The sequence below is a fragment of the Teredinibacter franksiae genome (assembly GCF_014218805.1).
GTDB classification, from domain to species: domain Bacteria; phylum Pseudomonadota; class Gammaproteobacteria; order Pseudomonadales; family Cellvibrionaceae; genus Teredinibacter; species Teredinibacter franksiae.
This window is the reverse complement of sequence record NZ_JACJUV010000001.1, coordinates 181,374-193,932: the sequence shown is the minus strand read 5'-3', so window position 1 is coordinate 193,932 and position 12,559 is coordinate 181,374. Positions and strand designations below refer to the sequence as shown.

General features: G+C 45.3%; 17 protein-coding genes and 2 tRNA genes. 8 read left to right on the top strand and 11 right to left on the bottom strand.

The window, feature by feature from the left end:
- Positions 1-304 precede the first annotated feature (304 nt).
- A complete protein-coding gene (traF, locus tag H5336_RS00760; protein ID WP_185230452.1) occupies positions 305-1,771 on the top strand; it encodes a conjugal transfer protein TraF in 1,467 nt (488 codons plus the stop codon).
- A gap of 399 nt (positions 1,772-2,170) precedes the next feature.
- Here the strand turns inward: traF and H5336_RS00755 are convergent, their stop codons facing one another.
- Positions 2,171-2,581 (bottom strand): site-specific integrase, encoded by a 411-nt coding sequence (locus H5336_RS00755; RefSeq protein WP_185230450.1) that lies wholly within the window; start codon positions 2,579-2,581, stop codon positions 2,171-2,173.
- Positions 2,582-3,236: 655 nt separating this feature from the next.
- Between H5336_RS00755 and H5336_RS23300 the strand changes: the two genes are divergently transcribed.
- Complete coding sequence (locus H5336_RS23300) at positions 3,237-3,791, top strand: terminase small subunit (protein ID WP_281385321.1); 555 nt, start codon at positions 3,237-3,239, stop codon at positions 3,789-3,791.
- Here the strand turns inward: H5336_RS23300 and H5336_RS00745 are convergent.
- Positions 3,788-4,348 carry a tyrosine-type recombinase/integrase gene (locus tag H5336_RS00745; RefSeq protein WP_185230446.1) on the bottom strand — a complete coding sequence of 187 codons (561 nt, stop codon included), beginning with the start codon at positions 4,346-4,348 and terminating at the stop codon, positions 3,788-3,790. The two genes, H5336_RS23300 and H5336_RS00745, sit on opposite strands and share 4 nt — an antisense overlap.
- Positions 4,349-4,679: 331 nt before the next feature.
- Here H5336_RS00745 and H5336_RS00740 point away from each other — a divergent pair, with 331 nt between their 5' ends.
- Together H5336_RS00740 and H5336_RS00735 are read left to right on the top strand one after the other, a co-directional pair.
- Positions 4,680-5,519 carry an FRG domain-containing protein gene (locus tag H5336_RS00740; protein ID WP_185230444.1) on the top strand — a complete coding sequence of 280 codons (840 nt, stop codon included), beginning with the start codon at positions 4,680-4,682 and terminating at the stop codon, positions 5,517-5,519.
- Positions 5,520-6,011, top strand: a complete 492-nt coding sequence (locus tag H5336_RS00735; RefSeq protein ID WP_185230442.1) for a hypothetical protein — start codon at positions 5,520-5,522, stop codon at positions 6,009-6,011.
- Positions 6,012-6,102: 91 nt separating this feature from the next.
- On the opposite strand, the gene H5336_RS00730 is transcribed toward H5336_RS00735, so the two are convergent.
- On the bottom strand, positions 6,103-6,639 hold the full coding sequence (locus H5336_RS00730) for a hypothetical protein (RefSeq protein ID WP_185230440.1): 537 nt from the start codon (positions 6,637-6,639) through the stop codon (positions 6,103-6,105).
- 152 nt (positions 6,640-6,791) lie between these two features.
- Between H5336_RS00730 and H5336_RS00725 the strand changes: the two genes are divergently transcribed.
- Both H5336_RS00725 and H5336_RS00720 read left to right on the top strand, forming a co-directional pair.
- Positions 6,792-6,965 carry a hypothetical protein gene (locus tag H5336_RS00725; protein WP_185230438.1) on the top strand — a complete coding sequence of 58 codons (174 nt, stop codon included), beginning with the start codon at positions 6,792-6,794 and terminating at the stop codon, positions 6,963-6,965.
- A 281-nt stretch (positions 6,966-7,246) separates the two neighbouring features.
- On the top strand, positions 7,247-7,504 hold the full coding sequence (locus tag H5336_RS00720; RefSeq protein ID WP_185230436.1) for a hypothetical protein: 258 nt from the start codon (positions 7,247-7,249) through the stop codon (positions 7,502-7,504).
- A gap of 383 nt (positions 7,505-7,887) precedes the next feature.
- On the opposite strand, the gene H5336_RS00715 is transcribed toward H5336_RS00720, so the two are convergent.
- The 8 genes from H5336_RS00715 to H5336_RS00685 form a co-directional block, all read right to left on the bottom strand.
- On the bottom strand, positions 7,888-8,382 hold the full coding sequence (locus tag H5336_RS00715) for a GNAT family N-acetyltransferase (RefSeq protein ID WP_185230434.1): 495 nt from the start codon (positions 8,380-8,382) through the stop codon (positions 7,888-7,890).
- A gap of 140 nt (positions 8,383-8,522) precedes the next feature.
- Positions 8,523-8,816, bottom strand: a complete 294-nt coding sequence (locus tag H5336_RS00710) for a hypothetical protein (protein ID WP_185230432.1) — start codon at positions 8,814-8,816, stop codon at positions 8,523-8,525.
- A gap of 139 nt (positions 8,817-8,955) precedes the next feature.
- Complete coding sequence (locus H5336_RS00705) at positions 8,956-9,372, bottom strand: type II toxin-antitoxin system YafO family toxin (protein WP_221627958.1); 417 nt, start codon at positions 9,370-9,372, stop codon at positions 8,956-8,958.
- 8 nt (positions 9,373-9,380) lie between these two features.
- Positions 9,381-9,545: a hypothetical protein gene (locus H5336_RS00700; RefSeq protein WP_185230428.1), complete on the bottom strand. Its 165-nt coding sequence runs from the start codon at positions 9,543-9,545 to the stop codon at positions 9,381-9,383.
- Positions 9,527-9,844, bottom strand: a complete 318-nt coding sequence (locus H5336_RS00695) for an antitoxin of toxin-antitoxin stability system (RefSeq protein ID WP_185230426.1) — start codon at positions 9,842-9,844, stop codon at positions 9,527-9,529. The genes H5336_RS00700 and H5336_RS00695 overlap by 19 nt, the downstream gene beginning before the upstream one ends.
- 93 nt (positions 9,845-9,937) lie before the next feature.
- Positions 9,938-10,063: a hypothetical protein gene (locus H5336_RS23295; RefSeq protein ID WP_281385320.1), complete on the bottom strand. Its 126-nt coding sequence runs from the start codon at positions 10,061-10,063 to the stop codon at positions 9,938-9,940.
- A gap of 185 nt (positions 10,064-10,248) precedes the next feature.
- Positions 10,249-10,325 (bottom strand) — tRNA-Asp (locus tag H5336_RS00690).
- Positions 10,326-10,362: 37 nt separating this feature from the next.
- Positions 10,363-10,438, bottom strand: a tRNA-Val gene (locus H5336_RS00685).
- A gap of 233 nt (positions 10,439-10,671) precedes the next feature.
- Here H5336_RS00685 and H5336_RS00680 point away from each other — a divergent pair.
- Positions 10,672-11,172 (top strand): cytochrome c-type biogenesis protein, encoded by a 501-nt coding sequence (locus H5336_RS00680; RefSeq protein ID WP_246438986.1) that lies wholly within the window; start codon positions 10,672-10,674, stop codon positions 11,170-11,172.
- A 30-nt stretch (positions 11,173-11,202) separates the two neighbouring features.
- Positions 11,203-12,474, top strand: coding sequence for a c-type cytochrome biogenesis protein CcmI (ccmI, locus tag H5336_RS00675; RefSeq protein WP_185230423.1), 1,272 nt, complete (start codon positions 11,203-11,205; stop codon positions 12,472-12,474).
- Positions 12,475-12,559 lie beyond the last annotated feature (85 nt).

The following is a 12,559-nucleotide window of genomic DNA, read 5'->3' as shown; positions in this document are numbered from 1 at the left end:
CTTGGAGTGGTCGTGAGCTGGGCGGTGACGATAGAGATATTATTTGCGAGCCTTTAATTGCCCGCACACCAAATAGTTGTGTATAAAGAGCTTTTCGCATAGGTTCAAGCCTCCTGACGGTGAAATTGGGAGCGCATAGGTCGAAAATCACGTTACTTGGTGTTCCATGTTGTTTTTTGACGTTCAACAAAATAGTGGATGATTAGCCGCTTCGATGTTGCGATTATGTTGGGGGGAGTTTCGTTGCAGGCTTATGATTGATTGATATACTTGGCTGGGTGCTGAGGTCTACCAGAGTAATAGTATGTACAAATTTATTGGGGCTAGTTTTTTTTCGTTGCTCCTCGCTTTTAATAGTGCTTCTGCAAGTACCGGCGTTGCTAGGGCGGGTAACGCACTTACGCTTGGCTCAGCAAATTACTCTCACGGAATGGGTTCCAGCATCTATAATCCGGCGGCCCCTGCGGCTAGTGCCGAGTTGCCGACCAAATTTAAAAGAGAGATGGGTCTTTCATTCAGTGGTGGTTTGGAATACGGCAACGTCGACAATATTTTCATGTTGGTCGATCTGATCAGTGATGTAATTAACGGGGAAGAGCCTGGAGATGGGTCTATTCCACCCGACCTGCCCGATGAACCGGTAAACCTTCCAAGTAATCCAACTTTTCAGGATATACTCGACCAAAACCCGGAATTTGCACGTTGGTGGGATGCCGTGCAGTCTCAGGCTACTTTTTTTGCCTCAGCCACGGCTATTATTGCTGAAGAAACTTATGCTAAATCTCAGCTTTATGGAACGCTTCCCATCCATATTTCAAACGACAAATGGGGTGGTGCGGTAACGCTTGAGTTGTTTTCGTTTTTCGCCTCTAAAGCCCGAGGGGGGTTCGATTCATTTGAATTTGACCAAGAGATCGCTCGCAATCAGCTCGAAGCAGCTAAAAAACTACCACCCGATACGACAGAGACTGTTTTTGCTCTAAGCGACGATTTTCAGCTTATCGTTAACCCGTCTGAAAACTCAGCAAACCTAAAAATTACGAATGACAGCCTTCTATTAATTAAAGGCGCAAATATTAGTGGTCTTTCTTTTAATTACAGTCGGGAATTTTTTCGGTCTGAAGAGGGGGCTTTGTTCTTTGGTCTGAAGCCCAAAATATATTGGGCGGGGCTTGCCTTTCTGGATACTCGTTTTGCCGAGCTCAGCGATTCAGAAAAGCTTTTTGATGATATCCGGGAAACTGATTATCGCTACTCGAGCAGGCTAGGGTTAGATATTGGTGCTATGTGGGTTAGTAGTAACCTAGCTGTTGGTATTACAGCTAATGATTTGACCGGTGCAGAGTTTTCATTTCCAAGCTTCGATCGTGAGCGTTATTGGAAGGTAGAAACCATAAGAAAGCTCACTAAGGAGTCGACTTACAAAATTGATCCTCTATTAAGGTTTGATGCATCTCTGTTTAGTGGCGATGGTGGTTGGAGCGTGAATACGCAAATTGATATGAACGAAGTGGGCGATATTTTTGGGGATGACTATCAATGGTTTGTAATTGCTGGCGCTTACCAAAGCTCAAAAAAATGGATGCCGAATTTACGTTTAGGGTACCGTAGTAACTTATCTAATGATGGGCTGGAGTATTTAAGTGCGGGCGCTACAGTGTTTGATGTGCTCAGTGTGGATGTATCCACGACCCTAGATAGTGTGAAGATTAATGGGTCGGACACTCCGAGAGGCGCAGCAATTAGCTTGGGTTTAAATTTTAGGTATTAGGTGAGCTGGGTATCTACAATAGATGAGAGCTTAGTTTCGCCACTGAGCAGTGGTCAAGTGCAGCCTATTAAGCTAGAACCTTATTAAAGTAGCAGATACAAAAAAGCCCCTACTCACAGAGTAGGGGGCTTTTTTGTATCTGGCGACCCGGAAGGGACTTGAACCCTCTACCCCTAAAATTGCTCATTTTCCAACCTCTTTCTGTAAGCGGTATGCAGGCATTAACCAACGGTTAAGTATTACCACGCTTGCTATCCTTTACTCTAAAGTGCTCTGTAAGCGTCCCGAAAAACGTCCCAGCCCCGAAAACGTCCCCAAAACGTCCCAAAATCGCTGATATTTTAAACAATTTCGGTGTTTGCCCGGTTTTCAGCTCTAACAGCACCCTAGATGCCCGTTTTACCCCCTCAAACGCTCAAATATGCGCTCAATGGCTTTGTTTTGTAGCTCGACTGACAGCGACAAATTTTCATCGACTAGCAGCGTTCCATAGTGTTGGTTCAATATTGTATCGTCGGTGTGACCAAGCTGATCTGTGAGGAATGCCGATTCCATATCGTGAGTCTTCATCTGGGATGTAAACGAATGGCGGCAATGGTTAACTGCCCGGTTTTGGCCTTCCTTGAATTTGTGCTTGTACCGCACACCAGCCACTTCACAAATCTTGTGAAAATTTTCCCGGTAGGTATCGCCTTGCAGAATTCCATCCGGTGACCGGTGATGCAGGTTTGGATAAACCAACGTCACCTTGTGGGTTTCAAAAACACCTCGATCAACCTGTACTTGAATCTCACGTTGCGGAAGACTCACGTTTGCCTTGCGCACGTTTTCTAAGTGTTCGTACGCTAAACGATTCAACTAAATAAAGGCTTGTAGGAATTATTACTATTTTTTTTGTTGACCTTTCGAGCCATAAATTTATTAGGTTCAGGTCAACCCCCCCCCTATATAAGGGGGGGTTGACCCTAATGAATGGCCTTAACGTAAAAAATGAGCGTTTGCGCTTATCGTGGACGCACAGGAGGCTCAAAAGCGGGAAGAGCAGCGCAACCGTGAGTTTGAGCAAACATACCTTGATTTTAATGCGCGGGAAGGCAACGAGGAAGCAACCGCGCATTAGCGCATGAATCAACACTATTGTGGGTCAAATCGGCGGCTTGAAATTTGGGCTTTAATAAGCGGCGGCCCTATAGGAAAAATACCCCGCCGCTTATTAGCGCGGCGGGTATTTGTTCCCGACTTCCTAATCGGCGGTGCCGAATGCCCGCCGATTAGCTGAATTGTTACCTTGTTAACGGGTGTGGCTTGCTTTATTTGGAGGGCATTTATGACCCACAAGGTTTTAGGTGCTGACCATGCGCTCCTACGTTTTTGCGGGTAGTGACCCACAGGTGTTGGGCTTTTGATGGGCGCTAATGCAGGTCGGTGTATACTCAACGTATGTATTAATTCGAGGGTTATTGCCATGGGCGGCAAACGAACCATAGCCAACCGAAACCAGATTTATGAGGAACTTGCTACGACAGAACAGCCGCAAGCTGATGTTGTATTGTCAATAAAGCGTGAATTGCATACACGAGAGGCCGATTTACGGAAGCAGCATGTAGTATTTGCAAAAGCCATGGCATCCGGTGAGTGCAACCAAACTCAGGCCGCCAAAAAAGCAGGCTACTCTCCCCGGAGTGCTTACCTGCAAGGGTTTCGGCTGATGCGCAATGATAAAATCGTTGCTTTGATCCGCCGGTATGAAGAATTGGATGCGCTACTTCATGGTTTTCCAAAGCATGTTAAAAGGTATGAAGCAAAAAAAATTCTTGAAAATGAAAAAACGCGAGACGCCGATAAGCTCAGCGCGCTAAATTATTTATCCCGACTGGATGGCGATTTTATTGAAGGTGCTGCCACTGGCTCTGAAATAAATGTAACGCTTAACTTGGGGCCACCTGCACAGACGGGTGGCCAGACTGTAGAACGCCAGTATAGCCACACTAGACCAATTCACGAATTACCCGCTAATTAAAAATAATTAGCGGCAAATTGCTGGTTAATCTTTTCCGCGTTAATTCCAATATAACGCAGCGTGTGAGCACTTGATGAATGCCCTAGGATTTTCTGGACAAGCGCCAGATCATTGGTGCGCTTGTAGGTGTGATAGCCCAACGTTTTACGCATTGAATGCGTACCAATAACCAACTCCAAACTTGGCGCGGCATCCTGCACAGCTTTGCTGAATGCAGAGCGTGACAAAGGCTTGGTTTCCGTGTGGTACTTCCAATTGCTACGAAACAGAAAAACGTCGCCTTTCTGTTTGGCACGGCGAGTAAATATTTCAGCCGCAACGATGTTAAGCTCAATTTCTTTGCTCTTGCCAGTCTTAGCTTCCTTGACGATTAGGTAGTGAATACCTTTGCGCTTTCTAATGTCGGAAAACTTAATTGCGAGCAAATCACTTACACGTAATGCAACGCAGCACCCAAATAGCCAGTAATCACTAAATGTCTGGCTGTAATGCGTTAATAAAAATTCACTAATGCGCTGAATGTCTGTTGTGTCTTGGAGCGGTTGAACTTCATTCATAACCTTGATACCTCTGGGCTGGAGTAGTACACACAATTAGATTTTTTTTAATCTGCCAGCCGAATCAACGCAAGTCAATTGATTAAGTGCGCGGAGTAGTACACAAAATATCATTATGTGTAGTAAAATTTATTATTACGAATAGGCTTATCGACAGGGGGGCACCCCAAAAAATTCGTAATTCGCGAAGTAACATCCATAGTTCCCACTTCGCCAAAGTACCAAAAGTCAAATGGCGCATGTATCATTTATTTCGCTCAGTGCTTCCCCACCATCGACACGCGGATCTCCACCCCAAAACCGATATTGTCGGCACAAGAGGTTTTACGTTATGGAAACAAGAAAAATAAAATATTGGCCGAAAAAAAACCTAATTACGGATGGTTACACTGAAGTTTATTTCGAGAGTTGGGCAAAATTCAGCGAGTACCTCAATACTAATATGCTAGACCAAAACTCGTGTATATGGAGAGGCCAGAGAGAACAGAACTGGAAACTCGAATCTGCTTTTGACCGTTCTTCAAAGGTAAATGGTAGCAGCAGTGTTTTCGAGGAGCAGGATAAACGCTTCCGATATGCTTGCAGCGGGAAACTTGCTGCGGAGGAGCTAAGAAAAATAGAAGACCCTCGAGAGTTGTGGGCTCTAGGCCAGCACCATGGCCTTCATACGCCCCTGCTCGATTGGACTGAATCTCCGTACGTAGCGGCTTTTTTCGCATTCGCGGATCAAGATGCTACCAAAGGTGCGAACGAGTACCGGGCTGTATATTGCTTTTATAAGCAACATGCTGAAATTATAGAAAGCGTCAGATTCGAATCTATCCGGGGGGAACTCGCTAGAGGAAGTAATCCACTCAAATCGCTTGCGTACCAGTTCGAGAATCAGGATCACCTAACATTTTATCGGCCAGATATCTCCGACAATAGTCGCCTTATTAGCCAAAGCGGCTTATTTAGTATAAGCATAGGGTCTATAGAAGACTGGGTTACTAGGAATTCAAAAGGCGAAGATAGTATAGCCTACCTTCAAAAGTTACTAATTCCCGAATCTGAGCGTATAAGCGCCCTAAAAGCATTAAACAGGATGAATATAAATTTCTCCACCTTGTACCCTGATTTAGAGGGTGCATCAAAGCACACTAACTTATACATGGAAATTGAAAATTACTAAATGCAAGCTGCTAAAATGAAGAAAATGAGAAAAGTAACAATGTCCACTCGCACCCGAGAAGCCATATCCAAAATTCAAGGCTATTTAGCAGAGGCGCCAACGCTCACAAAAAATGAGCTGGTCGATTTTATTCAGAATGAACTGACACCGCTTAAAGACGAGCTATGCCAGCAGGATATATATACCAAATTATGGGCTCTCGCCCAGACTGAAATTAGAGACAAGCTCCCTCGAATGCCAAAGTACGAAACAGCCAGCCCAGAATGTTACTCAACAGGAAAAACACTAAAAGCACTTGGCGTAACGCCCAGTCAGAAGAGCATGAAGCATTTAGAAAACCTTGCGAATAGCAACAAACTAGCACTGGAAGCATTCAAAGATTTTCTAGAAAAGGAAACAAGCGGCGAACTACAAAATATTAAACCACCAACTATAAACGACAGAAGATTCACAGCGCTTGATTTGGCGCTGATTGCAAGGCAGTATGGATAACATATAAACCAGAGCCCTAAGCACCTACACACTGTGGGTCACAAATTGATAAGAAACAAAAACAAAAGCAAAACAAAAACAAAAACAAAAACTACTCATAAACCCCTAAGCTTTGCTTGCGTTGTTTCTCCGCAATTTCAGCATTAATTTGTTTCTGAATCTCTGCCCCTGAATAATCGAAGTGCCCACCTTTTTCAATTTGTGCGTGCATATCACCCTCAGCATCTATTTCGCGCTGTGCCAGAGTTTGCTGCACAGCCGAAATAATTTTCTTGGCTTCCAAAACATTTTCTGTTTTCAGATCAAAGGCCGAAGCCCCATAAAATGTTTTAGACGCTTCATGTAATTTAAGCTCTAGCTCATCGTCCTCTTCTTCAGCAAAACTTTTAATTAAGTCACCCACTTCTGGATCGTAAAATGGATCAACGGGTACTGTAGAATCACGACGCGAAACCTCATTGATCACCTCCTTAAAACCTTCAATCAGAATCGCTCTATCGTCTGCGGTAAGATTTTTATCGCTCAGGCTTTCACGCAATTGGGATTGCACATTAACCAGTTCTAGGTCAGGCAAGTTAGGTAATTCTTTTTTAAGCGCTGCAATACGTTCAACAGGATAATCGATCATCGTATTTTCTCCTCAATTTATTTAAAAAAAGTAATAGAATAAACCCTATGCCCCCGGCCCTAAAAATTAGGGCGCAAAAATAAGCCGCATGCTAATCTACTAAAAACAAAAAACCAGAAACAAAAAACCAAAACCACAAAAGGAGCACCCTCATGAAAAAATCAAAAAATGAACTGCCCACTAAAACCCAGCAAGGAAAAACCAGCGCTAAGATTACGCAAGGATTTGGCAGCAGCGGCAGTATTACCGTTGGCAGCGTAAAGCCGACAGAACGCACATTGCGTGAAGGTTTTAGCCATATTCCGGGTAATCCTCAGATTAAATAAAGCGACGGAAAATAACGATGGGCTTTGTAATTGATTATTCTAATACCCCAAGGATTGGGGTAATTCGCACTGGCCAGAGCAGGCCAAAAAAAGATATTACGCTTACACCCAGTGGCGCAAAGCAAACCTACACCACAGACAAATATCAACCAAGATTTAATATAAACCGAACAGACGAATACCAGAAAAAATAAACCCAACACCCTAAACCCTAAAACCCTAAAACCCTAAAACCCTAAAACCCTAAAACCCTAAAACCCAACACCACTGTGGGTCAAAAAATGAAGCTTATAGAATTCCCAAACAAAAAAGCCAGACCGCACAAAGATTTAGACAACGAAGAGTTAGCCGTGCGCTGCCTGCTGGCTGAAATTAAACGTGAAAGCATTCAGCGGCTTTTAAGCAGCGACTGGGATCGTTGGTCAGTCGGAGACGGCATAGTGTACCGAAAATTTACGGAAGAATATTTTGAAAATTCAGATCGGCTGTATAAAAGCCTTAGCAGCGAGATTTGTCGGCGAGTAGAAAATATTAATTAAAAAAAGCCCACGATAAGCGAGATTTTTAATAAAACACTATTGCCACATTAATCGCTATGGCACGTTCCTTCCCAAATGCAGCCAGCGTCTGTAAATGTAATTTTATCGCTTTCACGCCTATATTTAATTAATCCTAGCTTTTCAAGCCTGACATAGTGCCGATAAAAAGTATCAGGCTTTGTGCTTATTAAAGGCATTTGCTTGCAAGCGGTCTTTCGGCAAGCGAAAACAAAATCGCCCTTGCATCCAAGATAGTTTAAATAGGACATAACAGAATACTCTTGCAGTTTAAGCCCTATCTTCATTCCGTAAGCCATATCGTTTTTCGAAAATTCAACTGTTCTTAACATAATTTACCTATTTGCATGGTTTGGTTTAGCGTGTTAATCGTGCAGAGTTTTAATAAGGCTTTCATGGCCTAGTGACCTATAACCTCGTTTTTCGGCAAAAGCGGCTATACCGGGATTTGCGCACTCTATGCCGACCGCAAAAAAACCGTGACGCCTCGCAATCGTTTCTAGCGCATTAAATAGCTCTGTCCCTAAGCCTTTTTTATTGGGCGATACCTCTATTACCGCCACAATAAGTGTGCGATAAGGCCACGGCTTAATAGTATCTTTGTAACGCAAATACAGGGTTAAACTCTTATGCTTTGTAATCCATTCGGTAGGGGGTTTATTAAGTATTGAAACATCAATATCGTCATCCTCGTCGGCAACCCTGTAATCGAATGTTTTATTAAGCTTGTTGTGAAATCCGCGTGGCGTCGGTAGCTCTAGGTGCTTACTAACAAACTGGTCTAGCATAGGCGTTAAATCGCCAATAAGCCGCTCTCCGGCTGTTGATTTAATGTGTGCTGAATCTAGCGTTTCAATCATGTTTTTTCTCCTAATAAAGTTGGGTTGAAAAGTTTTTATTGTGCCTGCTGATAAAGCCGCGCAACCAAGCGTTTACATTTGTAAACAAAAAAAAGCCGCTCAATGAACGGCCTATTTAAATTTCCGTGTTTTGTGCACCTTCACTTAACAATTTTCTTTTCCATACTCCAGCCTGATTTTGAGGTTTTTACATTTTTATGCTCTTTTGTCGCTGTAAACTCAAAAATAATTCGGCCTTTCCATTGGCCTTCATCTTGTAAAGAATAGCCAGTAATCTTACCACCAAAAAATGACGGTTTATTTTGCGTTTTGTGCAGAAAAATATCGCCGCCTATTAGTTGATCAGCCACCTCATGAGAAATTGCCCAAAAACCACTTTTCCAGTTTTGGGTAGCTTTGTCGTCTCGGGTAAGTAAATTTTCTTTTTCGATCAAGTGTAGTTTCATTCAAGCCCTCTGAGGGTGCATATAGGCCGCGAGTGCGGCCTTTGTTTTATCCAACGTTTTGCATGAGGGGATCGGGGAAGCGCTGCACCCCCCTCAACCGGTAGCTGGTCGGCTTCCCACTCATTACTTAAAATTTTTCCCTGAACCCTTCCGCGATAGCTTCCAGCTTTGCCATCAGGTTGGGGTCTTTGTCGGTACCTGCCACCTCTTTGGGTTTCCTGTGATCCCAGTGCTTAATGACGGTGATCAACAGGTAGGCGCTGCTATCAAAAAAGCCGGGGCAGTACACCAGCACATAACCGGACGTGCGCGAGAACTGGAGCAACCTAACCGGGAAGGTTTCGCCGTTGCGCTTTAAGTGGATGTGTTGCAGTTCCAAAAACCGGCGGTTGCTGGTGAAGTCATAGGGCGCATCACGGCCAAAGGTGTTGGGTAATACCCCCTTTTCTTTGTACAGCCGAAAGTCTGCCAGTAAATCTTTTGCCGCATCCGCACCCAAGGCATCCGCCATCAGTTTGCTTTGAAAGAGTCGTATCTTTGCCACGGTCACCCCTAACGCTTTTTCACTGCGGTGTGGGTGGCTTTGGTAACGCGCGCCAGTTGCTGGTCGTAGCGGTGCTTATTGGGCGTGGTATCCGTGGCTGGTGTTTTGTTGTGATCGTCTTCGACAATCTCAAACGGCTTGTTGTCCGTTCCCTTTATGAATTGTTTTGGCATTCGACAAAATCCCCCAGATCGTTGTCAGTGTTTTGCAGTTGCTCGGTCATGCTATCAACCATGGATTCGGTTAACGCAAACTTACCCGGTGCGGTGTTGAGTTCTGCCGTGCCGCGTTGGCTCATTTCCACAAATTGCACCATGTCTTCGTACAGGTGCGCAGGCACCGCATAGAACTGGATTTGATTGTGGGATGACACCGCCACAGCATCACCGTCAGCTTCCGCCAACACAGCGCCGGGGTTATTTTTGAATTTGCTAATGGATGTGGCGAAGCCACACATAACCCGCTGTAACATAGAATCACCTCATAACTTTAGGGCTAACATTAGGGCTAATTATAGCGCTGTTATGGGTAAGGGGTAAGGGGTAAGGGGTAAGGGGTAAGGGGATTACAGGAGCGTCCAAGCCAGTGAGGCAACCACAACCATGGAAGCGATAATCACAAGGATTTTAATGTGTCGCACCTGAGTGCGAATGTGCTGGATGTCGGTTTTGAGTTGGTCGAGTTCGGGCATAAAGGGGATCACACACTGTGGGTCAAAGTAACGCTTAAAACCTTACCATGCAGGGCGCTGCCACAGAACAAATAGACACAAAAAAACCCGCACTTGGCGGGTTTCTCTTCTTCCAAAACGTCCCAGAAGTATCTCTTACATTCGCTCTAGGTCACGCCCCGGAAGGGCTAGAGCATATCTGATAATGGCGACCCGGAAGGGACTTGAACCCTCGACCTCCGGCGTGACAGGCCGGCATTCTAACCAACTGAACTACCGGGCCGCGGTAGACTTTCGTAACACATATCTCAGGAGATAAGTGGTGGGTGGTACAGGGGTCGAACCTGTGACCTACGGCTTGTAAGGCCGTCGCTCTCCCAACTGAGCTAACCACCCCCGAAAGGAGCGGCTATTGTAATGATTCTTCTTGGGCGGTCAATACCTTTATGACACATTCGTTATTGTTTTTAGGTGGTTCTTGGTCAGTGGGTAAAGGGTGATCAATGAATTGAATTATTTCGGTTCGGTTTGGCGAAATAGTGCGCAGTTCGCAGCATTTTATGGCTGCCCTATATCTGTGTGAAAGGCGGCTGCTATAATGGTTTGCATTATTCTATGGGGGATCTGACTTGGCCATACCTACGCTGCGAATTCAAACGTTCTGTCTTAATCTGTTGTTGCTGGCTGTCATTATCGGTGCTGTTGAGGCGCGTGCGGCAATAGATGCGTATGCATTCGAATCTGAATCGGCGCGGGTGCGATATCAGGTTTTGGTCCAAGAGCTTCGTTGCCCGAAATGCCAAAACCAAAACCTATCCGATTCCAACTCCGCAATTGCCATAGACTTGCGTAATGAAGTTGCTCGCATGATTACGGAAGGTCGTACAGACCCCGAAATTAAGGAGTATATGGTCAATCGCTATGGCGATTTTGTGCTCTACCGGCCACCCGTGCAAAAGAATACGTTGGTATTGTGGTGGGCGCCGGTGCTTATGACTGTTGTGGGCCTGTCGATTTTTTTAGTGATACTGCTTAGGCGCAGACGCTTGGATGGAAGAAAGGGTGAAAACCATAGTGCTGATAGCGCTGCTGAAAGTAACAGTGACACCGCTCAGCTCGGCGATCAGTAAAAAAATAATACATAAACTAAAGGGGACTCAGTGAATATTCCTTTCTGGCAAGGTTTTTTGGCGCTCAGTGTATTGGCGGCAGGCTTTCTTATTTGGCCTACGGTGTTTGTGCGCAGAGAAAAGAAACGGGAACTTCTTGCCGATGAGCAAGGCGAATTGAACAAAGGCGTGTATCAGGATCAAATAAAGGAACTGGAAGCAACCCATTTTCGCGGTGAAATTGAACAGGTAGAGTTACAACAGCTAAAAGCCGACCTCGAAAAAACCCTGTCAGCCGAAACGCATAACCTAGCCGCGCAGTCTGAAAGGCCCATAATCGCCAGCTTTAAAAGCCGCTTACCTGTGCTTGGGCTTTCTTTAGCATTGCCGCTTTGCGCATTGATATTTTATGGCGCGGTCGGAGGTAAGGCCGATTGGGATATATACCAATTGTCGATGAAAAGGGCGCATGCAACGGACCCGGCCGAGAGGCGGGAGGTTAGCGAGAGCCTGTTACAAAGCTTGCAAACCCGCCTTGAACAGAAGCCCACCAACAGTCAGAGCTGGTATCTGTTGGCGTCTGTTTCTTCCGATCTTGGTGATCACGATGAGGCGGTGCGTGCCTATCGGCGGGTGCTCGAGCTAGAGTCCAATGCCCCCCAGGTAATGGCGGAGTTAGCACAGGCGTTGTTTTTACGAGCGGGTAATACCATAACGCCGGAAGTCAGTGAAAATACTCAGATGGCGTTGCAGCTCAACCCACGGATACCCACGGCACTGGGTTTGGCCGGTATAGAGGCCTTCCAGTCGGGTGCTTACCAGACGGCTATAGACCATTGGAGTTTGGCTATTTCTCAGCTAGACCCAAATTCCCCCGCTTCTGTGGCGTTGTCATCGGGTATTGCCAGCGCTCAAGCGGCCTTATCAAAGTCGGAAAAAGTGAGCAGTAAAGGTAAGAAAAAAGAGTCCGCCGATGGGCCGAAAATAAGTGTTTCGGTCAGTTACGATAAGAATATTGTTAGCGTAAACCCTGATGATCAGGTTTTTGTGTATGCGCGAGCTTGGCAGGGGCCCAAAATGCCTTTGGCCATTCGAAAGCTAAAAGTATCTGATTTACCGATTAGAATTACGCTCGATAAAACCAGCGCGATGGCGCCAGGTATGGATCTTGGTAGCTTCCCTCAGGTGGAAGTGGTGGCGCGTATCAGTGGTTCAGGCAGTGCTATACCGCAAGCCGGTGATTGGCAGGTGGCAGAGGGGCCAATTATTGTGGCAGAGCATGCGGGTACGGTATCGCTTAAAATTGTTGAGCAGATAGATTAGCCTGTTTTTGATCAAAAAATAAGCGGTTTTGTGGCGCTGTATTTTGTGCCCCTAAAATTAAAAAAATCACTGATGATTAGCCGGG